The organism is Hymenobacter sp. M1-2 (assembly GCF_057808495.1).
Window position 1 is genome coordinate 40,095 of sequence record NZ_JBTYZO010000004.1, and the last position, 22,325, is coordinate 62,419.

Annotated in this window: 18 protein-coding genes; 11 read left to right on the top strand and 7 right to left on the bottom strand. The window is 57.6% G+C overall.

The window, feature by feature from the left end; all coding sequences use genetic code 11:
• Positions 1-38 precede the first annotated feature (38 nt).
• A complete protein-coding gene (gene xerD, locus ACYSMN_RS05350) occupies positions 39-941 on the top strand; it encodes a site-specific tyrosine recombinase XerD (RefSeq protein WP_488922819.1) in 903 nt (300 codons plus the stop codon).
• Positions 942-959: 18 nt separating this feature from the next.
• Here the strand turns inward: xerD and ACYSMN_RS05355 are convergent, their stop codons facing one another.
• Complete coding sequence (locus ACYSMN_RS05355) at positions 960-1,382, bottom strand: hypothetical protein (RefSeq protein ID WP_488922820.1); 423 nt, start codon at positions 1,380-1,382, stop codon at positions 960-962.
• A gap of 107 nt (positions 1,383-1,489) precedes the next feature.
• On the opposite strand from ACYSMN_RS05355, the gene ACYSMN_RS05360 reads away from it, so the two are divergent.
• The 3 genes from ACYSMN_RS05360 to lolA1 all read left to right on the top strand — a co-directional run bounded on the left by ACYSMN_RS05360 (position 1,490) and on the right by lolA1 (position 7,252).
• Complete coding sequence (locus tag ACYSMN_RS05360) at positions 1,490-3,211, top strand: DUF6044 family protein (protein WP_488922821.1); 1,722 nt, start codon at positions 1,490-1,492, stop codon at positions 3,209-3,211.
• Between the two features lie 301 nt (positions 3,212-3,512).
• A complete protein-coding gene (locus tag ACYSMN_RS05365; RefSeq protein WP_488922822.1) occupies positions 3,513-6,488 on the top strand; it encodes an FtsK/SpoIIIE family DNA translocase in 2,976 nt (991 codons plus the stop codon).
• 119 nt (positions 6,489-6,607) lie between these two features.
• The gene (lolA1, locus tag ACYSMN_RS05370; RefSeq protein WP_488922823.1) at positions 6,608-7,252 is read left to right on the top strand and encodes an outer membrane lipoprotein periplasmic chaperone LolA1; all 645 of its coding nucleotides are present in this window, start codon (positions 6,608-6,610) and stop codon (positions 7,250-7,252) included.
• A gap of 61 nt (positions 7,253-7,313) precedes the next feature.
• Here lolA1 and ACYSMN_RS05375 read toward each other — a convergent pair whose 3' ends face one another.
• Positions 7,314-7,832, bottom strand: coding sequence for a GNAT family N-acetyltransferase (locus tag ACYSMN_RS05375; protein WP_488922824.1), 519 nt, complete (start codon positions 7,830-7,832; stop codon positions 7,314-7,316).
• A gap of 138 nt (positions 7,833-7,970) precedes the next feature.
• On the opposite strand from ACYSMN_RS05375, the gene ACYSMN_RS05380 reads away from it, so the two are divergent.
• From ACYSMN_RS05380 to ACYSMN_RS05400, 5 genes are all read left to right on the top strand, one after another.
• Positions 7,971-9,275 carry a DUF2851 family protein gene (locus ACYSMN_RS05380; RefSeq protein ID WP_488922825.1) on the top strand — a complete coding sequence of 435 codons (1,305 nt, stop codon included), beginning with the start codon at positions 7,971-7,973 and terminating at the stop codon, positions 9,273-9,275.
• A complete protein-coding gene (locus tag ACYSMN_RS05385) occupies positions 9,272-10,537 on the top strand; it encodes a hypothetical protein (protein WP_488922826.1) in 1,266 nt (421 codons plus the stop codon). Before ACYSMN_RS05380 ends, ACYSMN_RS05385 begins: the two co-directional genes overlap by 4 nt.
• A 107-nt stretch (positions 10,538-10,644) precedes the next feature.
• The gene (locus ACYSMN_RS05390) at positions 10,645-11,277 is read left to right on the top strand and encodes a NeuD/PglB/VioB family sugar acetyltransferase (protein WP_488922827.1); all 633 of its coding nucleotides are present in this window, start codon (positions 10,645-10,647) and stop codon (positions 11,275-11,277) included.
• A gap of 86 nt (positions 11,278-11,363) precedes the next feature.
• Positions 11,364-12,308, top strand: a complete 945-nt coding sequence (gene trhO / locus ACYSMN_RS05395; RefSeq protein WP_488922828.1) for an oxygen-dependent tRNA uridine(34) hydroxylase TrhO — start codon at positions 11,364-11,366, stop codon at positions 12,306-12,308.
• 102 nt (positions 12,309-12,410) lie between these two features.
• Positions 12,411-13,283 carry a nucleoside phosphorylase gene (locus ACYSMN_RS05400; protein WP_488922829.1) on the top strand — a complete coding sequence of 291 codons (873 nt, stop codon included), beginning with the start codon at positions 12,411-12,413 and terminating at the stop codon, positions 13,281-13,283.
• A 188-nt stretch (positions 13,284-13,471) separates the two neighbouring features.
• On the opposite strand, the gene ACYSMN_RS05405 is transcribed toward ACYSMN_RS05400, so the two are convergent.
• A complete protein-coding gene (locus ACYSMN_RS05405) occupies positions 13,472-13,777 on the bottom strand; it encodes a hypothetical protein (RefSeq protein WP_488922830.1) in 306 nt (101 codons plus the stop codon).
• Positions 13,778-13,893: 116 nt separating this feature from the next.
• The gene (locus tag ACYSMN_RS05410; RefSeq protein WP_488922831.1) at positions 13,894-14,907 is read right to left on the bottom strand and encodes an acyl-CoA reductase; all 1,014 of its coding nucleotides are present in this window, start codon (positions 14,905-14,907) and stop codon (positions 13,894-13,896) included.
• Positions 14,908-15,135: 228 nt separating this feature from the next.
• On the opposite strand from ACYSMN_RS05410, the gene ACYSMN_RS05415 reads away from it, so the two are divergent.
• Positions 15,136-15,480: a 4Fe-4S binding protein gene (locus tag ACYSMN_RS05415; RefSeq protein ID WP_488922832.1), complete on the top strand. Its 345-nt coding sequence runs from the start codon at positions 15,136-15,138 to the stop codon at positions 15,478-15,480.
• Between the two features lie 144 nt (positions 15,481-15,624).
• Here the strand turns inward: ACYSMN_RS05415 and ACYSMN_RS05420 are convergent, their stop codons facing one another.
• The 3 genes from ACYSMN_RS05420 to ACYSMN_RS05430 form a co-directional block, all read right to left on the bottom strand.
• On the bottom strand, positions 15,625-16,473 hold the full coding sequence (locus ACYSMN_RS05420) for a M12 family metallopeptidase (protein WP_488922833.1): 849 nt from the start codon (positions 16,471-16,473) through the stop codon (positions 15,625-15,627).
• Between the two features lie 135 nt (positions 16,474-16,608).
• The gene (locus ACYSMN_RS05425; protein ID WP_488922834.1) at positions 16,609-17,772 is read right to left on the bottom strand and encodes an N-acetyl sugar amidotransferase; all 1,164 of its coding nucleotides are present in this window, start codon (positions 17,770-17,772) and stop codon (positions 16,609-16,611) included.
• 193 nt (positions 17,773-17,965) lie between these two features.
• Positions 17,966-18,907 (bottom strand): carbon-nitrogen hydrolase family protein, encoded by a 942-nt coding sequence (locus ACYSMN_RS05430; RefSeq protein ID WP_488922835.1) that lies wholly within the window; start codon positions 18,905-18,907, stop codon positions 17,966-17,968.
• Between the two features lie 449 nt (positions 18,908-19,356).
• Between ACYSMN_RS05430 and ACYSMN_RS05435 the strand changes: the two genes are divergently transcribed.
• Entirely contained in the window at positions 19,357-22,041 is a 2,685-nt protein-coding gene (locus ACYSMN_RS05435) for a valine--tRNA ligase (RefSeq protein ID WP_488922989.1), read from the top strand.
• Positions 22,042-22,325 lie beyond the last annotated feature (284 nt).

Genomic DNA, 22,325 nt, shown 5'->3' on the forward strand with positions numbered 1-22,325 from the left:
CAACAATTCAACCATTAAACAATTCAGCCATCTAACCCATGTCCACCTGGTCCATCACGCTCCGGCAGTTCGAAGGCTATTTGCAACTCGAAAAGTCGCTTTCCGCCAATTCTGTGGAGGCTTACGTGCGGGACGTAGGCAAGCTGCGACACTTTCTAGAAATCCGCCACTTGCCCAACAGCCCCAAGGAAGTAACTACGGCGCTGCTGCGTGAGTTTCTGGCGTGGCTCGGCGAACTGGGGCTGAGCGCCACTTCGCAGGCCCGCATTCTATCGGGTATCAAGGCGTTTTTCAGCTTCATGATTATGGAGGACCTGCTCACGCTCGACCCCACTGATACGCTGGAAGCGCCCAAAACCGGCCGCAAGCTGCCCGATACACTCAGCTACGAGGAAATAGTACAGCTACTCGACGGCATCGACCTAAGTACGCCCGAAGGCACCCGCAACCGCGCCATCCTCGAAGTGCTGTACTCGTCGGGCCTGCGGGTGAGCGAGCTGACTGACCTGCGCCTTTCCAACGTGTACGCCGACCAAGGCTTCGTGCGCGTGACCGGCAAAGGCAACAAAGAGCGCCTCGTGCCCATCGGCCGCGACGCGCTCAAGCACGTGGGCCTCTATCTGCAAGGCATCCGCTGCCACCTCGACATCCAACCTGGCAACGAAGATTTCGTGTTCCTCAACAAGCGCGGTTCGAAACTCTCCCGAGTGATGATATTCAACATCATCAAAGCCGCTGCCGACAAAGCCGGCGTGCGCAAAAGCATTAGCCCGCACACGTTTCGGCACTCCTTCGCCACGCACCTCATCGAAGGCGGCGCCGACCTGCGCGCGGTACAGGAAATGCTGGGCCACGAGAGTATTACCACCACCGAAATCTACACCCACCTCGACCGCGACTATCTCCAGCAGGTTATCACGGCGTTCCACCCCCGCAGCTAAGCCTAGCCTGCCGAGGTATTATTGTTCGAGGCTGTCCTGGCAGCTGTGCAGCCATTCCTCCGCTTCGCCCACTGACTCGAACAGTTGCAACTCGGTGCCGACTTTGCGCGTCCAACTGATGTCTAGGTCGCCGGCGTTGGCGTTGCCGCCGGGCTGCATTACGTGGGCCACGCAGGCAGGCGGCGGCGTGTCGGTACTTTCCCACACGTAGCGCAGCCACGTGAGCGAATCGAACCACGGATTGAGGACCTGGCTATTATCGTTCAGAAACAAAGGAGTAAGCGAGGTGCTCAGCACGTTTAGAGACGATACCACACTTTGCAGTGCCTGCTGTGGATTGACAAAACCCTGCCAAGTGGCCCGTAACCAGTGGTTGTTATTATCGAATTCCACCCGACAGAAAGGTTCTTGTCCGGCAGATGAGGAGGAAGGATCAGACATGAGACAATGCGTGGAAAGGAGAAAAGGAAAACCTAATCTGGCATTGCAAGAGGTGCGGACGACAAGTTATAGGGGAGCGGGGTACTTTTGCAGCAAATATCGTTTCTGTGCCACCAATTCGTTCTACTTCTTCCCGGTTTTCACCGTTGCTGCTGGCACTGCTGGGCTTGCTACTGTTCACTTTGCCATACGGCATACTACAGGCGCATAGTTACATAACAATCGACGATAATCTAGATGCAGAACTCAACATTTCCTATCTGCTGCTTCGTTACGGGATAGTATTTGATTACAATGCGGGCACGGTGCTGCCACCCATCATGAATGGGCTGCCGCGCACTGCTCTCCGGCCTGGTCTGAGTGCGACGGTTGGCCTGTTTGCATTACTGCCGCCTTGGGCTGCGTATTTGGTGCAGCAGGTGTTGGTGCGGCTCATTGGGCTGCTTGGCATGCATGCGCTGGTGCGGCGGGAGGTTCTGGCCGGCAGTCGGGCCCCGGTGCTAGCTGCGGCTCTAGCTTTGTGCTGGGCTGTGCTGCCATTATATTCCATGTACGGCTTGACGATAATGGGCCAGCCGGCGCTGCTAGTGGCTTTTCTGGCGTTGTGGCGGGGTGCGTTGCGGTGGTGGCACTGGGTTATCATTGCGGTTTTTCCGCTCTGGAGCACGTTCGTGTTGGTAGGGCCGTTTGCGCTGGCCGTGTTGGGTGGGCTGTGGGCCTGGGACTGGTGGCGCACGCGCCGCCTGAACTGGCCGTTTCTGCTGGGGCTAATGCTGTTGTTGGGCGTGTCGGTGTTGGTAGACTGGCCGCTGTTGTATTCGCAGCTCGTTGCCAAACAGTTCGTACCACACCGGTTGGAGTTCGATATGGCGCAACTCACGGACATGGGCTTGCGAGCGGGGCTGCGAAGCTCAGCGCAGTTTTTTCTGTTCGGGCAATACCACGCCGGCCAGTTTTTGCGCGCCGTGATGCTGCTGGCGGTGGCAGTAGCGGTGGTGTCGGCTCCGACTGGGGAGCGGAGGGCCAGGCTGCGGGAATTTACGCCCTGGCTGCTGGTGCTGGCCGGAGTGGCTTTGTTCAGCGGCTTTTACCCCCAACTAGTGGCCGTGACGCAGGCCCGTTTGCCGTTGCTGGCCACCTTCAATTTTGGCCGTTTTCACTTCCTGACGCCGCTGCTGTGGTTCCTGCTGCTGGCCTTAGCCCTGCGCTACTTGTCGGGGCGCTGGCAGGCGGTGGTGCTGAGCTTGCAGCTGTTGGTAGGCTTGGGCATGAACCCTGAATGGCTCAACAACCTGCGGGAACTGGCCGGCCGACCGAACCCGCATGAACCCAACTACACCGCCTACGTGGCTCCGACTTTATTTCAGCAGGTGCAGCAAACTATTGAGCGGCGAAGTGGCCTGGTCCCGGCGCAGTACCGCGTGGCAAGTCTGGGGCTCCCGCCAGCTGTGGCTCAGCTCAACAACTTTTACACCCTCGACTCTTATCAGAACAATTACCCACTGTCTTACAAACACCATTTCCGGCCCATCATTGCTGGTGAGCTAGCGAAGAGTCCGGAGCTACGCCGCTATTTCGATGCCTGGGGCAGTCGGTGCTACGTGTTTGCGGCGGAATTAGGCAAGGATTTTCGAGTAGGCGCCGCGTCGCCGCGCACGGTGCAGGACTTCGACTTCAACGCTACTGCTTTCCAGCGGTTAGGTGGGCGCTACGTCCTTTCAGCGGCGCGGTTAGCTACCCCCGCTCGTAGCGGCTTGCGGCTCGTGGGTTCGTTCGAGCAGCCAGGCGCTTATTGGCACATCTGGCTGTATGAAACGCTTGAAAAGTAGCGGAAGCCTATAGCCCTCTTGCAGCTAAGTGAAGAATTCACTAGTGGGGAGGCGTGATGATGTGTGTTATATTGATAAGGGGACAAGAACTAAGCGCACAGAGAATAAAGCTCTGCGTGGTCTTGATGAGGCTGCCTTTCGTCAGCAGAAAAATGAGCAAGCCGATGCTGGCCGCTGCAAAGTATGGCGCAGCTTGTCCGTTAGACCACTATAATGCTCTATTTCTACTGCCTAATCTACCAAATGCCCAGTCACTTAATCACCCAATAATTGCCTAGATTTGGCCCTTTGGTGCGTGAGAATGGCAAAAAATACTTACAAGCAAGACCCAACCCCTACCAACCGGCCCAACGAGCCGCGGCCAACGCGGGCCAACCAGCCCCGGACGGTTGCGCCCGAGCCCGCCGCGCCGCGCGAAAACCGCCGGGCGGCCGAGCCGAAAGCCGCGCCCAAAGCTCCGCGCAAGCCTCTGAAGCTGCCTTCGTTGAAGCTAGGCGGCCTGTTCAACTTTCTGCGCGACCGGCGTTTCCAACTCTTCTTAGGCTTCTTCTTCCTGCTGGCTTCCCTCTACCTGACGTTTGCCTTCTTCTCCTTCCTGTTCACGGGCCACGCCGACCAAAGCGTAATCGAAGGCTTGGAACGGACGCCGGTGAAAGAAGCCGGGCAACAGTCGGGCAACTGGTTGGGGCTGATTGGGGCATTTGCCGCGCAGGCGCTGATCTACAAGGGGTTCGGCGTGGGCGCGTTTGCGCTCATTCCCATCGTCTTTTTCCTGGGCTACAAAATGGTGTTCCGGCGCGCGGGCCTGTCCGTTAGCTACGTGTTGGCGCTGTGCTTATTTATCATGGGCTGGGTGAGCGTGCTGCTGGGCTACGTGGTCCTCACGATGCAGGCGCCCGATGCTGACCCCAACCTAGGTTACCGCCTCGATTTCCTGAGCGGTGGCATCGGCTACGAAGCGGCCCTCTGGCTCGACAGTCTCGTTGGCTGGGGCACAGTGTTGCTGCTGGCCTTCCTGCTGATTTCCTTCGTGGTGTTCTTCTTCAACGTCACCTCTATCACTCTGCCTAGCTTCCGAACAGAAGGAGAGGAGGACGCCGAAATCACCCCCGACGGCCTCGACCTATACGGCCGCACTGGCCTGGGCGTAAATCACGCCGCCAACCCCACTGCCTCACTCGACCACGAAGAGCAGGAGCCCGACCTGGGTTTCGTCGTGCGAGATATTCGTCCGGCAGCAGCTAGTAAACGGCCGGTGGCAGTCAGCGAAGAAGACGAGGACACTCCACCGGACGCCCCGATTCTGACTACGGGTTCCGTAGCGTCGCCGGCTTTCAGCATCGCGCCAGCCGTAGTTCCGGCGGTGGCCGCTGCGGCGAGCGTAACGGCCACCGGGGCCGCTGTACCATTGAGCGTGACAACTGGTGCCGGCTTAAGTATGGCTAGTGCCGCTGCCCCGGTGGCGTCGGCTGGTGCCGAAGCGTCCTCGAAAGGCCCAAGCTTCTCCATCGAAACGCCCGTAGACCCTGAGCCAATAACTGTTTCATCTGCCCGGGTGCCCACGCCGCTGTCGTTAGCTGATTTGGCCGATGCAGATGCGCCGCTGCCCGCGGCTACGCAACCAGTTCAGACGGTTCCGGCGCACGCGCAGCCCACTTTCCAGATCGAAACCAAGCCCGGTGAACTAGACCCCGCGGCTGGGGCGGCAATGGCGGCAATTTCAGAGGATGCCGAGGATGACGCCGACACCATGCCGGCCGTCAACTACGACCCCACGCTGGACCTCTCGCGCTACCAGTATCCCACGCTGGAACTGCTCAACGACTACGGACAGGCCAAAGCGCAGGTAACCAAGGAAGAGCTGGAAGCCAACAAGGACCGGATTGTAGAAACGCTAGGTCACTACGGCATCAACATCGCCAGCATCAAAGCCACCATCGGCCCCACGGTCACGCTCTACGAGATAGTGCCTGATGCTGGGGTGCGCATCTCCAAAATCAAGAGCCTAGAAGATGATATTGCCCTGAGCCTTGCCGCCTTGGGCATCCGCATCATCGCGCCTATTCCGGGTAAGGGCACCATCGGTATTGAGGTGCCGAACACCAAGAAGGAAATGGTGAGCATCCGTTCGGTGTTCAGTACCGACAAGTTCATCAACACCGAAATGGACCTGCCGGTGGCTTTCGGGCGCACTATCACCAACGAAGTATTCGTGGCCGACTTGGCTAAAATGCCGCACTTGCTCATGGCTGGTGCTACGGGCCAGGGTAAGTCAGTAGGGCTGAACGTGATTCTGGCTTCGTTGATTTATAAGCGCCATCCCGCCCAGCTCAAGTTCGTGCTCGTGGACCCCAAGAAGGTGGAGCTGAGCATCTTCAACAAGATTGAGCGCCACTTCCTGGCCAAGCTCCCGGACACCGAAGAGGCCATCATCACTGACACCAAAAAGGTGGTGAACACGCTCAATTCGCTGTGCATGGAAATGGACCGCCGCTACGACCTGCTCAAGGACGCCGGCTGCCGCAACCTGAAGGAGTACAACCGCAAGTTCATGGAGCGGCGCCTCAACCCGAAAAAAGGCCACCGCTTCATGCCCTTCATCGTGTTGGTAATTGACGAGCTGGCCGACCTCATGATGACGGCGGGCAAAGAGGTGGAAACGCCCATTGCCCGCCTCGCCCAGCTGGCCCGCGCCATCGGCATTCACCTCATTGTAGCCACGCAGCGGCCTTCCGTGAACGTGATTACGGGCATCATCAAGGCCAACTTCCCGTGCCGGATTTCCTTCAAGGTGACCAGTAAGATTGACTCGCGCACCATTCTCGACACTGGTGGCGCCGACCAACTCGTAGGCCAAGGCGACATGCTATTCTCAGCCGGCTCGGACCTTATCCGGGTGCAGTGTGCCTTTATCGACACGCCGGAAGTGGACCGTCTCTGCGACTACATCGGTGAGCAACAAGGCTACCCCGATGCCTACCTGCTGCCCGAAGTGGTAGGCGAAAGTGGCGGCGGCAGCGGCGACGTCGAGGACTTCGACCCCGCGCAACGCGACTCTATGTTTGAGGAAGCGGCCCGCGTCATCGTTACGCACCAGCAGGGCAGTACCTCGCTGCTCCAGCGCCGCCTCAAGCTCGGCTACAACCGCGCCGGCCGGCTCATCGACCAACTGGAGCATGCGGGTATTGTGGGGCCGTTTGAGGGCAGCAAAGCCCGTGAGGTACTGATTCCGGACGAGTACAGTTTGGAACAGTTGTTGAATGCTTTGCCTAAGTAACCGTACAGAAATGCTCTAGGAGCCAGCAAAGAAGCTTTTTTCAACTTCTTTTTGTTGACATCTAAACAAAGTAACTCCTCGTACGTCTCTGTACTCACTTTACCGAATCACCTTTTGAAATGAAAAAATACTTCGCCCTGCTTGCCCTTTCCGCGTCGCTCGTGTCGGCCGCTTCGGCGCAGCAGGACCCCAAAGCTGGCAAGATTCTCGACCAGATGAGCGCCAAGTATCAGGCCATGAAAGCCTTCCGGGCCAACTTCACCCAGACTTTGGAAAACGACGCCTCTAAAGTGAAGGAAAATCTGAGCGGCGACATCACGGTGAGCGGCCAGAAGTTCCGGTTGAAGATCAGCGGCCAGGAAGTCATCAACAACGGCCAGACAGTATGGACTTACATGAAGTCGGAAAACGAGGTGAACATCTCCGACTATGAGCCTGAGGAGCAGGAAGTATCTCCCTCACAGATCTATACGCTCTACAAGAAAGGCTATAAGTACGCCTACGTGCAGGAAGCCAAGGAAGGCGGAGAGGCTGTAGACGTGATTGAACTGTCGCCGGAAGACCGTAACAATCCCGTATTCAAAGTGCGCCTGAAGGTGAGCAAGGCGGATAAGTCGGTGAAAAGCTGGCAGATGTTCAAGAAGAACGGCAACCGCTACACTTTCAAGATCAACAAGTTCACGCCGAACGTGCCCGTGGATGCCACCACGTTCAACTTCGATAAGACCAAGTACAAAGGCATCAAGGTCATCGACCTGCGCTAATAAGGCGCTGCCGCTTTGCCCGGCCCGCTTCCGCCTCGTGCGGGGGCGGGCCGATTTGCGTTCATAGTTCCTTCTTCATCACCCACATGCCAACGTCCGTTTTGTCGGTTTGAAACGGGATTTCACGGTATTTCTCGAAGCCCAGCCGCTCGTAGAAGCGTTGGCCACCAGTGTTGGTTTTGAGCACGTCGAGCCACATCAGCTCCTTCCCGGCTTGGCGAGCGTAGTCGAACAAATACTGCATGAACTGCTGGCCCATGCCCTGACCCGCGGATTCGCGCAGGAAGTAGATTTTTTGCAACAGCACCGCGTTGCGGCTTTTTAGGCCCGGCAGCCAGCGGTGCAGTTTCAGCTTGGCAAATCCGACGGGCTGTTGGGCATCCGAAAGCACGAAGAAGTATTGAATATTGGGCTGGTGCCGCAGTTCCCGGCGCAGCTTGCTCACCGTAAAAGACCGGCGCAGAAAGTCGTTCAAACCGGCTTGGTGCCACAGCTCGGCATAATGATCGAGGTAGCTTTGGCGGCCGAGCTGCGCCAGAAGTTCAGCTTCTTCTGGCTGCACGGAACGGATTGTGGGCATGTGAAGAATACAAAGTTTATCGGCTTGAGGCTGCGGCTACAGATGCGCGTGCGTTGATAACGCGAACAAGCAATACGCGCTGTGGTTTGGCCGCTATATTTACCAGCAATATTCTCAAAACCTGGTAAAGTATCCGTTATGCAAGAAGATTTCCTCCACTACGTTTGGCAGCATCAATACTTCAATAAAACCGACTTGCTTACCACTGAAGGCCAACCCATAACGGTGCTTAAGCCCGGCCTGCGCAATTCCGACGCCGGCCCCGACTTTTTGAGTGCGCGCCTACAATTAGGCGAGGTGGAATGGAACGGCGCCGTGGAAATTCACATCAAGTCTTCCGATTGGCACCGTCACCAGCACCAACACGACCCCAAATACGACCAGGTAGTGCTGCACGTGGTGTACGAAGCCGACCAACCAGTGCACCGCCTCGATGGCAGTGAAGTACCAGCTCTGGCGTTGGCGCCGCGCCTCGCGCCAGAACTGCTCAGAACCTACGAGAACCTGCTCGAAACGCCTACTCCGGCCGATAGCCTGCCTTGCGCTCCTCTGCTCGCAGCCGTGCCCAACATCACGCGGGTGAGCATGGTAGAGCGCGCTTTGCTGGAACGAGTGGAGCAAAAAGCTGCCGTGGTAACAGAACTGCACCAGCACCTGGGCCACGACTGGGAAGCAACCTCCTACCACGCGTTGGCTGCTGCTTTCGGCTTCCAAAAAAACAGCGAACCGCTAGCCCGCCTGGCTAAAGCCCTGCCACTGGCTGTGTTGCGCCGCCACCGCCACGATGCCCGGCAGCTGGAGGCGCTGCTGTTCGGGCAGGCTGGGTTGTTGGTTGAAACCGAAGAAAGCAGAACCGACGACTACATAACTGAGCTGCGGCAGGAGTTCGAGTTTCTGCGCCATAAGTATAGTCTGCACGGCACGGCGCTGGCCGCCCACGAATGGAACTTCCTGCGGCTGCGGCCCGCTAACTTTCCGCCGGTTCGGCTGGCGCAGCTGGCGGCCGTGTTGCACGCCCGTCCCGCACTGTTCGACGCCCTGCTCACAGCCGCCGACGTCCCCACCCTGACTCACTTCTTCCAGGTACCTACCGCCGACTACTGGCGCACGCACTATCGGCCGGGCGTGCCGGGCAAGGTGCCAGCTCTTGGCAAGAGCAGCATTCAGGTATTGATTACCAACGTGGTAGTTCCGCTGCGTGTGGCCTACGCTCGGCACGTTGGCCAACCGGAGCTGGTGGAAAGTGCCGTGGCGCTGCTCAGTGGCTTGCCTGCTGAGCACAACCACGTCACGGATGCCTACGCGGCCCAGGGCTTCGGACACCGTACCGCCGCCGATTCGCAGGGGCTGCTGGCGTTGCACCGCGGCTATTGCGCGCCGCGCCGCTGCCTGCACTGCGCCATCGGAAGCCGCATCTTACAACGAAACCCCAGCACTCGGTGAAACTGGCGTTGGCGGTGGCTTTGAATCTTGGGCTGGCGGTGCTGCTGTGGCAGTGGCTGCGGCGGCGCCTGTCCGCGCCAAGCCTAGGCCGTTGGCTGCTGCCCTTGCTAGCCCTGAAGTTGGTGGCCTGCATTATAGCTACCCTCCTTATTGGTGGTGACCCGGCGTACTACCTAAGTTGGTCCCAATCTTTCACTGAGCAATTCTGGGCCAGCCCCGCCGACTGGCTGCACACCCTAACCAGCGACGAATTTCACTTCGCAGGCCAAAACTTGGTATTTCACGGCTTTTCTAATACGCTGTTCTTTATCAAGCTATTGTCGGTGCTGAACCTGGGAGCCCTGGGCAATGCTTTCCTGCTGGGATTTTACTGTTCGCTCTTTTGCTTCGTGAGCTGCTGGGAACTGGTCCGCGTAGTGGCCCGTATTTGGCCCGAAACCCCGATAGGCGCGGTGTTGGTTAGCTTCCTAGCCTGGCCAACGGTGATATACTGGACTGGCGGCATCACCAAGGAAAGCGTGCTGGTAGGTAGCGGTGCTGGCCTCACGGCGCTGGTGCTAAACTGGCTCTATGGCGCCCGGCCGATACGCCTTGGGGCAGTGCTGGCGGCGCTGTTGCTGGCGGTGCTACACTTTCAGATGCGCTTTTTCTTCGCGGGTTTGCTGCTGGCCTCGCTAAGTGGCCTGGGACTGATCTGGGTGATACAGGGGTTGGGTGGCGCCCGGCGACGGTGGATGCAAGTGCTGCTGTTGGCGGGTTGGCTAGCCGGTGGGGCTTGGTTGCTAGGCCAGATTAGCCCAGTCTTCAGCCTCAACAAGTTCACCAGTCGCCTGATCATCAACTACCACACCATGCAGGCCAATTCTGCTGGCCGCCCGCACATCGAGTATCCCAACCTGCGCCCAACGGTCGAAAGTCTGCTTACTCACGCCCCACGAGCAGTGCTGGACACACTGAGCCGGCCTTGGCCTTGGGAAGGAAAGCAACTGCTCTACATAGCGGCAGGAATCGAAAATTTGCTGCTGTTGACTTTGGTGCTGTGGTCGTTGGGGGCTGTTGGGCGGGGGCGAGCTGGGCGGCTACCTTTCGCGGTGGTGCTGGTACTGCTGGCGTACGATGTGCTGCTAGCCGCGCTGCTCGGCCTGAGCACGCCCAACCTCGGCACGCTGAACCGCTACCGAGTGGCGCTGCTGCCTTATGTGTTGCTACTAGTGCTCCAGCACGAGGGAGCCACGCGTTGGCTGCGCCGAATCGGGATGTAGGCTGACTCTGCGGTGAAAAGGCTAGGTTGGCTGCTTCGTGCGAGCAAACGAATGCCTAAATTTGCGGTTTGGAACTCCGCTGGCCTTTGAGCCGCTTCTCACTTCGTATGGAAAACCCCGTAATCATTCTTGGCGCCCAAACGGTGGGCACCGCCGCCCTCGACTCCTTTCTTTCCAACGACGTGGTGGTGTACTGCATGCTCGATGACAACGCCAGCCTTCAGAACACCGAGCTGCTGGATGTGCCCATCATGGGCAACACCGACGACAAAGAGCTGCTCAAGTTGCTGGGCAAAAAGTGCGAAGTATTCGTAGCCACTGAAGATACCGCCAGCCGCTGTAGCCTCACCAACATGCTGCAGGAGGAATACCAAGCCGTGCCCGTCAACGCCATTCACCAGCGGGCCAGCGTATCGGCGCATGCCTGGCTGGGGCACGGCAATTTGGTGGGAGCTAATGCCGTAGTAGTGGGCACCGCCAAAGTGGGTAATGGCTGCCTTATCGGCCCCAACGCCGTAGTAGACGCCCGCGCCGAGCTAGGCGATTACGCGCAGCTAGGAGCCGGCGCCATCCTCAACGCCGACGTGACGGTGGGCGAGCAAGCCTTTGTCGGGGCGGGAGCTATTGTGGTGGCCGGCGTCAAAATCGGTAACAAAGCCCGCGTGGGGGCCGGCTCCGTAGTGGTAGCCGACGTGCCCGCCAACCAAACCGTATTCGGCAACCCCGCCGCTAAAGTTTAATTATCAATGGACAATGAGCAATGAATAGTTCAGGCGGACCTAGCCAGCGAATTGCTCATTGCTCATTGATGATTGCTCATTGCCTTATGAACTACCACGTTCTGCTGTATTACTGCTACACCCCAATTGCGGATGCTGAGCAGTTTCGGGAAGAGCACCACCGGCTGTGTTTGCGCCTTAATCTGCGCGGGCGCATTATAGTGGCCCCAGAAGGATTGAATGGCACTGTGTCGGGTACTGTGGCCGACTGCGCTGAATACATGCGCCTTGTGAAGGCCGATCCGCGTTTCGCGGCGCTGGAATTCAAGATAGAAGAAGCCGAAGCTCACACGTTTCAGAAGCTACACGTGCGCGTGAAGCCCGAAATCGTGCACGTGGGACTGCCGCACCTCAAGCCCTACGAGCGCACCGGCGTGCATCTCTCGCCCACCGAGTTTCGTGATATGAAGGACCAGGACGACGTGGTGGTGCTCGACGTGCGCTCCGACTATGAGCACGAGCTGGGTCGTTTTAAGAACGCTGTAACGCTCGATATTGAGAATTTCCGCGAGTTTCCCGACAAGGTGCAGGAATTGGAGCAGTATAAGGGTAAGAAAATTCTGACCTACTGCACCGGCGGCATCAAGTGCGAAAAGGCCAGTGCTTTTCTGCTCGAACAGGGCTTCGAGAACGTGTACCAGCTCCACGGCGGCATCATTAAGTACGGCCTGGAAGCAGGCGGCGAAGACTTCGACGGCAAATGCTACGTCTTTGATGGCCGCGTGGCCGTGGATGTAAACCGCGTCAACCCGACCGTCATCAGCCACTGCCACCACTGCGGCACGCTCTCCGACCGGATGGTGAACTGCGCCAACCCGCACTGCAACGCCCACGTGCCGCTCTGCGAAGCCTGCGGTCAGCAGCTCGATGGCGCTTGCTCCACCACCTGCCAAGAGCACCCCGATAAACGTCCCTACGACGGTACCGGCAACTACCCTAAAATCAGCAACCACTACAGTCCCGAGCAAGGGTTGCTGTCGTACAGGAAGTAAATGGTTGAATGGTTGAATTGTTAAATGGCTGGTCGTTCTGACAGGCGTTGAACAGTCAACCATTCAGCCATTTAACAATTCAACCATTAAGCCATGCAGCAAATGCCCATACCCAATTCCGAGCTGATTTTCAACAAAGACGGCAGCATCTACCACCTCAATCTGCAACCCGACCATATCTCCGACACCATCATTACGGTGGGAGATCCGGACCGGGTGCCGCTGGTGAGCCAGCACTTCGACTCGATTGAGACGGTGATGCAGAAGCGCGAGTTTGTGACGCACGTGGGCTACTACCGCGGCAAGCGCCTCACTGTCATCAGCACCGGCATGGGTACCGACAACATCGACATTCTGCTCAATGAGCTCGATGCGCTGGTCAATATTGACTTCGTGACGCGGGAGCCCCGGCCGCAGGAGGAGCACATCACGTTGCGCATCGTGCGCGTGGGCACCAGCGGTGCGTTGCAGCCCGATATCCCGGTGGGTTCACACCTCGTCACGGAGCACGCCGTGGGTCTCGACTCGCTGATGCAATTCTATCCGTTGGTAGAAACCGGCTTGGAGATAGAAGTAGGAGCGGGCATCCAGCAGGCCCTCGGCCTTGATTACCGCCCGTACTGCGTACGCGGTACCGACTTGTTGCGCGAGCAGCTTGGCGCGGGCATGCTAGCCGGCAACACGCTCACCTGCCCCGGCTTCTATGGCCCCCAAGGCCGCGTCCTGCGCCTCGATCTGCGCCGCCCCGACCTCATTCAACAGTTCCAGAATTTCCGCTACCAGAGCGCCGAGGGCGAATTCCGTCTCACCAACTTCGAGATGGAAACTGCCGGCTATTATGGCTTGGGCCGCCTGCTAGGCCACGAAGTAGTGTCACTGAACGCCATTGTGGCCAACCGCGCCACCGGCGAATTTGCCACCAACTCAGAGGAGGTAATCAACGATTTGATTGCCAAAACTCTGGAGCGGATATAATTATCTTAGTTAGGGCGAGGAAATATAGCATTCCGTGCAGCCTGCGGCTGTTCTCTCTTTCGTGGCGTTGCCTACAAAAGCAGCAAGCCCTCAACGATATAAAGTGTTGAGGGCTTGCTGCTTTCTCTTCTTTCCAAAATATCTGTTCCGATTAGCAACAGGCAAGGCAAAGATATTTTCTTCAAAGCCTAATAAAAATCGAAGCCCAGGACGGCGTGTAGTGGCAACGTGATACCAGACTTGAGGGTGAGGTAGTCGGAGTGTGTGGCCCAGATAGTGGTGTAGACGCGCTTAACGGCGCCGTCGGTAGTTTGGAAGTAGATGTCGAGTTTGCCGTGGTAGTTGTTGCCGAGGCTGGTGGCCCGTTCGGCATCGTGGCGGCGCTGCTGGATGGCGGCCGGGTCTGTCAGCACATCGTGGTGCGGGAAGTGCAGAGTTGAAATCAAGCCTTTATCAATAAGCTCGGCGGTGGCGGTTGGTAGTTCGAGGTACATGGCTGCGGGGCAAAAAGGTTAGCGACAAAACAATATACATTGGAAAATAGCCGATTGTAAATGAAGACTCGATGAGCAGCTCCAATTGCTCGCTCAACCTCTTCCGAATGCTTCTTTCATAGTAGCTGCGCCAAGAAAGCCATAGTGTCCACGCCATCAGCGTAGTCCGTAACGCTGGGGCGCTGAGCCTGCCCGAAGGCAAAGCTGCCTGGCCATTGCCCGCGCCCCGCCACAATGCACTGGGTTTGGGCCACCACATCCGTGAGCTGGTCCACGAGGTCTACTTCGCTGGTATAAAAACTGTAGTGCAGCACCGAAATAGGCGAAACGAGCTGGGCGCTTTCCGTGAGCAGCAGAAAACCGGTATCAAGGTGCGGCACGCCATTGACGAGCAGAATGCTCTTGTTGTAGTCGTAGTTGTTCTGGTATTTGTGGTGGTCGGGGATGTGGTGCCAGGGCTGTAGCGAGTCGAGCAGGGGCGTGAAATTGTAGCCTTGGGGCACGTAGAGCTTGCTCACGTTGCGGCAGCCGAGACCATAGTAACGGAAGATATCTTCGCCCAGCAAACCCAGCTCGTGCGGTTCCTCGTGGCCCGTTAGCACGGCCAGGCTGGTACGGTTGCGCCGGATAATATTGGGCTTCTTGCCGAAGTAATACTCGAAATAGCGCGCCGTATTGTCGGAGCCGGTGGCAATGAAGGCATCGGCGGCGTTGAGGCGCTCCGCTACCTGAATCTGCCCAGCAAAGCGGGGCTCCAGGCGTTTCAGCTCGCTTAGAAGCCAAAGCATGAGTACCGTATCGTCTTTGCTGAGCTTAGCCAGTAGGATATGGCCACTCATGAGCACACACAGCGCATCGTGGAAGCCAACCATAGGAATATTGCCGGCCATTACCACGCCCACTTGCCGGGGTGTCGTAGGCTCGGTGGGGTAGCGGGCGGCCCAATGGTGCAGGTTTTCTTCGTCGAGCAAATCGGCCACGCCCTCAATGGCGGCTGTCACGTTGGGCCGGTCGAACCAGTTGTTTTGATTGCGGGCCCGGGCGCTGAGCGCGCTGAGTTCATCTTCGGAAAGCTGGCGCAAATACTGGCCTAAGGCGACAAAGGCAGCAAGGCGTTCGGAATGGAGCATGAGTTGAAAAGGAGAGTAGCGAGGCAGGATACAGAATAGAGGGCAGCAAACGAAACGCTAGGAATGAGGAAGCTCATCTGAGTCTTGGTTTCCTGTTTCGCTGTCCCAATCCGCAAAAAACTCGCAACGCTACGAGTTAGTTTCTACTTTTGTCGGATAGAGAAGACGCCACGCGGCCCTTTTTTGCGTAATAACGCCCACATTACTCACTTAACTGATTCCACGGCTATGGCCATCATGATAACCGACGAGTGCATCAACTGTGGTGCCTGCGAACCGGAATGCCCCAATACGGCCATCTACGAAGGCGGCGCCGCGTGGCGCTGGTCTGATGGCACTACGCTCAAAGAAGTAACCATTGACGGTGGTCAGACGGTATCGGGCGTGGCCCCGCAAACTCCGGTTTCCGACGAGTACTACTACATCGTATCGGACAAATGCACCGAGTGCGTGGGTTTCCACGAAGAGCCGCAGTGCGCCGCCGTCTGCCCCGTCGACTGCTGCGTAGACGACCCCGACTATCGCGAATCGCGCGAGCGACTAACCGAGAAAAAGGACTGGCTGCACCAGTAAACACAGAAGCTGCTTTGGTATAGAAAAAGCCCATCCGACTAATGAGGATGGGCTTTTTTTAAGTTGTCAGTACCTAGTTGTTAGTGCTTAGTGTGTGTTGGTTGCGCATTAAGCACTAGCAACCATATACTGACAACTAACAACTTAGTACATGGCGTCAATGCCTGCTTTGTCGTCACTAGAGAGGCCATTACGCTGAATGTTGAACGTAGAGCCGTCTTTCTTCACGATGGTAGGCTGGTTGTTCGAGGAAAACGAGTAGGAGCCATACATCATGATCGAGCCAAAGTCCAGGTTGCCGTAGTCGGTGCCGCTGATGCCTTGCGCGGAGTACTTCTGGAAGTTGCCTTCGTAGCCCGACTGAATATTCTGGAAATTGATGGTCACGAACGTGTCCCGGTCGTTGCGAGTTTGTTCGTGAAATAAGCCCAGCGCGTGCCCTATTTCGTGGATGGTATTGCCCGTAGAGCAAGCTGAAGCTAGGTTGATGGCCTGCTGCCCGCCCACCTGGCCAATGTAGGATGAGCATCCGCCGCCCACTTGGAACGTGACGTAGTTTGCCTGGTTGGTACGCTTCACAAACCGAATGGACGTATTAGCTTCCCAATGGACAATAGCATCTGCCACGCGGTACTGGCTAGGCAAATTGCTGGCAATAGTATAATAGATTATACCGCCCGGCCAACGTGCGGTATTACGACCCGCGCTTTCTGGTTGAGGAGCATTTGGGTTTACCTGCGCGGCCGTGAGCAAAATGTCTCCTTCGTATACCTTATCGCCATTGATATGACGGTATTCGATAGGCTGCCCGGAGAAACGGCCAACTTCTATCGAGCCGGTTTGGCCAGGATAGGCCTCCTCGGTTTTTTGTTCTTGGGCTGCAACTGTTGCTGGGCCTTGCACAGCATCTTTATCGTGGCTGCAGCTGCTGGCCAAAGCTAGTAAGGTAGTGCCAGCCGTTAGGCTGAACAGCATGCGAGAACGGTTAATCATACAGTGGTTTGGTTGTGGTGGACGATTATCAAACGACGTGATTTTTAACGTTATCGCAAAAATTAACTCGTTTAATTAAGACAATTGCGTAGAAATGCCTGTTTAATTAATGAATATTTAAATCTTAAAATTGAATTACGAGCCACAATTGAAGTACTTATCGTAGGCGGATTCTGGAATCAGATTCATCCTGCTCAGTACCTGTACGGGCCAGCGCAGCCGCCGAATCAAAGCGTAGTTATTGGGGTAGGCGCGGAAGGTTTTCGGCGGCGCGGCCACAATCTGTTCAAACTCTTCCCGCGTCAGGCCTAGCCGTTTGATGCACAGGTTGATGACCTTTTCATCCTCAATAGGGTTGATGTGGCTGACCCGTTCTAAGGCTACCTCACGCGGCATCTGCCCAGAGCGCACCAGTGCCGAGTAATTGAACAGCCGCCGGTCGATGTTGAATTTGGTGCGGTTGAGGTAGTAGATGACGCTCTGGTACAGGTCGTCGAAGTAGTGCGCGCCGGGGTTCACCCAGTCCAACTCCCGTTGCAGCAGTTCGTCCACGTCGGCTCGCACGTAGTCGACGTGGTAGAGCAGCGTGACGGTTTTGATGCGGCGGATGAAGGCGTAGTAGAACATTTCCTTCAAGTCCAGATTGAAGCCTGGGTCATCAGGCTTCCAGGGGCGCAGCGGCACCGTGCCAAACTGCTTGTGCACGGCTTTCAGGTACTTGCCATCGAGGTAGTTCCAGGAAAGCGGCGCAATGCCTTCCGTGCGAAACGACTGCCCAATGACGATACGCTGAATGCCTTCCTTGGCCGCCACACCATACAAGGCCGTGGCAATACCCAGGTCGGTGCCTTCCTCCATATCGGGCGTGGAAGCCTTCAGGAATACGATTTTCAGGTCCTTGGACTCGCGCCAGTCGGAGGTGATGGTGCGCATTTCCACGCCGAGCTTGCGGCAGGCTTTTACCATGTTCTCGCCGGCCACGGGGTTGCCGAAACCGTCGTTGAAATGCACGGCTAACGGCCGCAGGCCTAGTTTCACCACGCAATACCAGAGGGTGAAGGAAGAGTCGCGGCCTCCGCTCACGCCGAGTACGCAGTCGTACTTTTTGCCTTTGCCGGTGCGTTTGATGTCGGCGGCTAGCTCCTGCACTTTGCGGCGGCCGGCTTCGCCGAGCGGGAAGGCGCGGTCCATATGGTCGTGGACGGCGCAGAAGTTACACTCGCCCCGCGCATCGAACCGGATGCCGGGAACGGTGGTGTCCATGATGCAGCGCGTGCACTGCTGGTACTGTTGCGTCATGCGAAAGCGAAACGGGATACGGGCGCAAGGGGGCTCGTTCCGTCTTAGGTGAAAATGGACAGGTCCAAAGCAGACCCGTGAGTAGTTGAGTTATCGGCTAGAAGCAAGCAGGTAAAGACCGCATGATAGAGCCCTTAAAGTCAGAGTGTGAGCTAAGCTCTAACTTCTCACATCTAAGGTCTCACTACATAGGTTAACTAGGCAGCGTGTCGAACTTAAAGCCTTTGCGTAGCAGCATCTCGCCAATCTGGGTGCCTTTCTCGGCGCGTACCGGCCGGGGTAGGTCCGCTACCACTAGGTCGCCGGCAAATTCGTTGAAGGTGCCCTGGGCCCGAATGCCGGAAGCATCTACGGCCAGCGAGCAGCCTACACTTTTCTTGCCTTCGTAAGGCCCGCCCACGATGTAGCCCACCGAGGTAGTGCCTACCACTGTCACATTGTAAAGTTGAGCCAGAATGGAGTAGGGCTTCACCCACTTTTCGCGGTACGGGTCGTCTTCCTCCGTGATGGAATAATCGACGGTCCACGACGAAGGGGAGAGGATGAACTCAGCGCCCATACGGGCCAGCGTGTGCCCGATGCTGAGGCCGTCGAGGAAGTTATCGGCGCAGATATTGACCCCGATTTTGCCCAGCGGCGTGTCTACCACGTTCAGTGTCTGCCCTACGGCGTAGAACGGATGCTCTACCGTGAGTAGGTTGATTTTGTGGTATTTGGTGATGATTTCGCCCTGGGGGTTGATGAGGATGGCGGCGTTGTAGTTGAGGCCATTGGCGCCGCGCTCCGTGAGGCCCGCGCAGATATAGATCTGGTGGCGGATGGCTTCCTGGCAAAGCCGGTCGGAGTAGAGGCCGGGAATGGGCTGGGCTTCCGTAAGGGCGCTGGGATGGGTCCAGGCAAAGTCAAGGGTTTCGGGGAGGAGCACGACGTCGCAGCGCTGCTGGGCGGCTTCGGCAATCATGAGGGCCGCCCGCTCCAGGTTACGGTCTGGCTCGCCGCCTTCCACTAGCAACTGGCCCATGCCTACGCGCAGCGTGCCCGCCGAAGCTGGCGGGGCCACGGTGACGGGCGGCGCTACAACGGGTGCGGGAGCGGCGGGCGGAGCAGACTTGCGAAACTTAAATAGAGAAGCCATAGGTGTTGGTGAGGCAAACGCGCAGGGGCGCAAACAGAGCTTAAGATAAGGGTGCGAAACCAATTAAACCCCCTGTGCTACTGCTTGCCGGGGGCGAATTTACGGCGAAACGCGGCAGCAGAAATTGACTACTCCAAATTGCGTACAAAGTCTAGGAAGCTGTGGGCTAGTTCCCCTCCTTGGAAAGGAGGGGCTAGGGGTGGTTGAGGACGTTAGAACGATTGTTAGGACTAGCTCTAGTATCGTTCTGACGTAAATCAACCACCCCTAGCCCCTCCTTTCCAAGGAGGGGAACTAGCTTGTAGCTCTAATCGGCGGCTTGAGTTACCTCGAACCGCAAATCCAACCTCACTTTCTACCATCAACCCTGAATGCGGGCCGGGACGGTGGACCGCCGCCGCGAAATGTCTACTTTTGCGGCCATTCTGAACCGATTTTTCCCGTTGTCGATGTCCATCGCCAAAACCTATACGCCGGCCGAGGTCGAAGAAAAGTGGTACCAACGCTGGCAGGAGCAAGGCTTTTTCAAAGCCAAAGCCAACCCCCGCAAAACGCCGTACTCGGTGGTGATTCCACCCCCGAACGTGACGGGCGTGCTGCACATGGGCCACATGCTCAACAACACGATTCAGGACGTGCTGGTGCGCCGGGCGCGGATGCATGGCAAAGAGGCGTGCTGGGTGCCCGGCACCGACCACGCTTCCATTGCCACCGAAGCCAAAGTAGTGGCGCTGCTCAAGGAGCAGGGCATCGACAAGAAAGACCTCACCCGCGAGGAGTTTCTCAAGCACGCCTGGGCGTGGAAGGAGAAGTATGGCGGCATTATTCTGGAGCAGCTCAAGAAGCTCGGCGCCTCCTGCGACTGGGACCGGACGCGCTTCACCATGGAGCCCGAACTAACTGAAGCCGTTCTGCGCGTATTCGTGGACCTCTACCAGAAGGGCCTCATCTACCGCGGCATCCGCATGGTAAACTGGGACCCCCAGGGCGGCACCGCCCTGTCCGACGAAGAAGTAATTCCCAAGGACACGATGGCCAGGATGTACCACCTACGGTATGAAGTGGTGGATGTTAGAAGTGAGAAGTTAGAAGTGAGAAGTGAGAATTTGGCCGACGATTCCGCTAGCACTTCTCACTTCTTAACCGTTGCTACTTCCCGGCCCGAAACTATCATGGCCGACGTGGCGGTGGCGGTGAATCCTAACGACCCGCGGTACACACATTTGCACGGCGCTAAGGTGCGTATTCCGCTGCTGGGGCGCGAAATTCCGGTGATTCTGGACGAGTACGTGAGCATCGACTTTGGGACGGGGGCGCTGAAAGTGACGCCGGCCCACGATTTGAACGACTATGAGCTGGGCCTCAAGCACAACCTGCCCGTCATCGACATTCTCAATAACGACGGCACGCTCAACGAGAAAGCGCAGCTCTACGTGGGGCAGGACCGTTTCGCGGCCCGCCGCAACATCGTGAAGGACCTCGAAGCCGCCGGCCTGCTCGACAAAGTGGAGGAGTACGCCAGCGTGCTGCAAACGTCGGAGCGCACCGGGGCCGTTATTGAGCCGCGCCTGAGCTTGCAGTGGTTCCTGAAAATGGAGCACCTGGCCAAGCCCGCGTTGGCGGTAGTGGAGAGCGACGAAATTCGGCTGCACCCGGCCAAGTTCAAGAACATGTACCGCTCGTGGATGGAGAACGTGCGCGACTGGTGCATTTCGCGGCAGCTGTGGTGGGGGCAGCGCATTCCGGCCTACTACCTGCCCGATGGCACTTTCGTGGTGGCTCTGAACGAAGAAGAGGCGTTGCGCCAGGCCCGCGAGCAAAGCGGCAACGCCAGCTTGCAAGCCACTGACCTGCGCCAGGATGAAGACGTGCTCGATACCTGGTTCTCGTCGTGGCTGTGGCCAATTTCGGTGTTCGACGGATTCAAGGACCCCGACAACGAGGACGTCAACTATTTCTACCCGACCGATGACCTCGTAACGGCGCCCGAAATCTTGTTTTTCTGGGTGGCGCGCATGATTATGGCCGGGCTGGAATACCGCAAGGAAGTGCCGTTTCGCAACGTCTACCTCACGGGCATCGTGCGCGACGACCAGGGCCGCAAGATGAGCAAGCAACTCGGCAACTCGCCCGACCCCCTGGACCTCATTGCCCACTACGGCGCCGACGGCGTGCGGACGGGCATGTTGTTTTCGTCGCCGGCCGGCAACGACTTGCTGTTCGATATCAAACTGGTAGAGCAGGGCCGCAACTTCACCAACAAGCTCTGGAATGCCTTCCGCCTCACCAAGGGCTGGGAGGTGGATGCCGCATTGCCCTTCACCAACGAGAAGGCGGTGGAGTGGTTTTCGGCCAAGCTGCACACCACCCTGGCCGAGCTGGAGGAGCACTTCGACAAGTTCCGGATGAGCGATGCGCTGATGACGGTGTACAAACTCGTGTGGGATGATTTCTGCTCGGTGTACCTGGAAATGGTAAAGCCCGCCTACCAGCACCCCATCGACGCCGAAACGCTGCGCCACACCACCGACTTCCTCGAAACGCTGCTCAAGCTGCTGCACCCCTTCATGCCCTTCATCACGGAGGAAATCTGGCACGAGCTGGCCCAGCGTACCGAGCAGGATTACGTGTGCGTAGCCGCCTGGCCCAAAGCCCAGCCCGTAACCGGCGCCCCCGAGCTGCTGGCCCGCATGGACAAAGCCTTGGAAGTGGTAGCCGGCGTACGCAACATCCGCAACCAGAAGGGCCTCGGCCCCAACAAGCCGCTAGTCTTAGATGCTAAGGCAGATTACGATAACTTGTTGAGTGACTATGGGAGTGTGATCATGAAATTGGCAGCTTTAAGTAGCATCCAGTATGGTAGCAATAACTCAGCAGCATCAATAAGCTTTGTTGCTGCGGGAGCAGAATACTCCGTGCCACTGGAAGGTCAGATTGACCTTGGCGCCGAAAAAGCCCGCCTCGAAAAGGAATTGGAATACGCCCAGGGCTTCCGCGACTCGGTGCTGAAGAAGCTCTCGAACGAGAAGTTCGTGCAGAACGCCAAGCCCGACGTGTTGGAGCGGGAGCGCCAGAAACTCGCCGACGCCGAAGCCAAAATCGTGGCCCTGGAGCAAAGCCTGGCCGGCCTCTAGCGCAAGGTTTCAGTTCCTGTCATTCGCGCAAAGAAGAGGCTCTGCCCATCAGTGGGGTCTTATCCAAATCGCAAAACGCTCCGGCTTAGCCGGAGCGTTTTTGTTGGGCCTAGCTAAGTATTCCATCTGGCGGGGCCTTTTTGCGTGATAGAACTTGCGCCCGGCGGCCTACCGACAGCCCCGGCGGGGCGGCATATCGGTAGCAGCCAATGGGATGTTAACTTTCAAGCCCTGTAGGGGCGACACTAATCGTTGGATGGTTGGTGTCGCCCCTACGGGGCTTT

Bases quoted from the DNA above. Each gene is read 5' to 3' on its own strand.
- xerD (WP_488922819.1), top strand. From the start codon at position 39: ATGTCCACCTGGTCCATCACGCTCCGGCAGTTCGAAGGCTATTTGCAA.
- ACYSMN_RS05355 (WP_488922820.1), bottom strand. From the start codon at position 1,382: ATGTCTGATCCTTCCTCCTCATCTGCCGGACAAGAACCTTTCTGTCGG.
- ACYSMN_RS05365 (WP_488922822.1), top strand. From the start codon at position 3,513: ATGGCAAAAAATACTTACAAGCAAGACCCAACCCCTACCAACCGGCCC.
- lolA1 (WP_488922823.1), top strand. From the start codon at position 6,608: ATGAAAAAATACTTCGCCCTGCTTGCCCTTTCCGCGTCGCTCGTGTCG.
- ACYSMN_RS05375 (WP_488922824.1), bottom strand. From the start codon at position 7,832: ATGCCCACAATCCGTTCCGTGCAGCCAGAAGAAGCTGAACTTCTGGCG.
- ACYSMN_RS05380 (WP_488922825.1), top strand. From the start codon at position 7,971: ATGCAAGAAGATTTCCTCCACTACGTTTGGCAGCATCAATACTTCAAT.
- ACYSMN_RS05390 (WP_488922827.1), top strand. From the start codon at position 10,645: ATGGAAAACCCCGTAATCATTCTTGGCGCCCAAACGGTGGGCACCGCC.
- trhO (WP_488922828.1), top strand. From the start codon at position 11,364: ATGAACTACCACGTTCTGCTGTATTACTGCTACACCCCAATTGCGGAT.
- ACYSMN_RS05400 (WP_488922829.1), top strand. From the start codon at position 12,411: ATGCCCATACCCAATTCCGAGCTGATTTTCAACAAAGACGGCAGCATC.
- ACYSMN_RS05405 (WP_488922830.1), bottom strand. From the start codon at position 13,777: ATGTACCTCGAACTACCAACCGCCACCGCCGAGCTTATTGATAAAGGC.
- ACYSMN_RS05410 (WP_488922831.1), bottom strand. From the start codon at position 14,907: ATGCTCCATTCCGAACGCCTTGCTGCCTTTGTCGCCTTAGGCCAGTAT.
- ACYSMN_RS05415 (WP_488922832.1), top strand. From the start codon at position 15,136: ATGGCCATCATGATAACCGACGAGTGCATCAACTGTGGTGCCTGCGAA.
- ACYSMN_RS05420 (WP_488922833.1), bottom strand. From the start codon at position 16,473: ATGATTAACCGTTCTCGCATGCTGTTCAGCCTAACGGCTGGCACTACC.
- ACYSMN_RS05425 (WP_488922834.1), bottom strand. From the start codon at position 17,772: ATGACGCAACAGTACCAGCAGTGCACGCGCTGCATCATGGACACCACC.
- ACYSMN_RS05430 (WP_488922835.1), bottom strand. From the start codon at position 18,907: ATGGCTTCTCTATTTAAGTTTCGCAAGTCTGCTCCGCCCGCCGCTCCC.
- ACYSMN_RS05435 (WP_488922989.1), top strand. From the start codon at position 19,357: ATGTCCATCGCCAAAACCTATACGCCGGCCGAGGTCGAAGAAAAGTGG.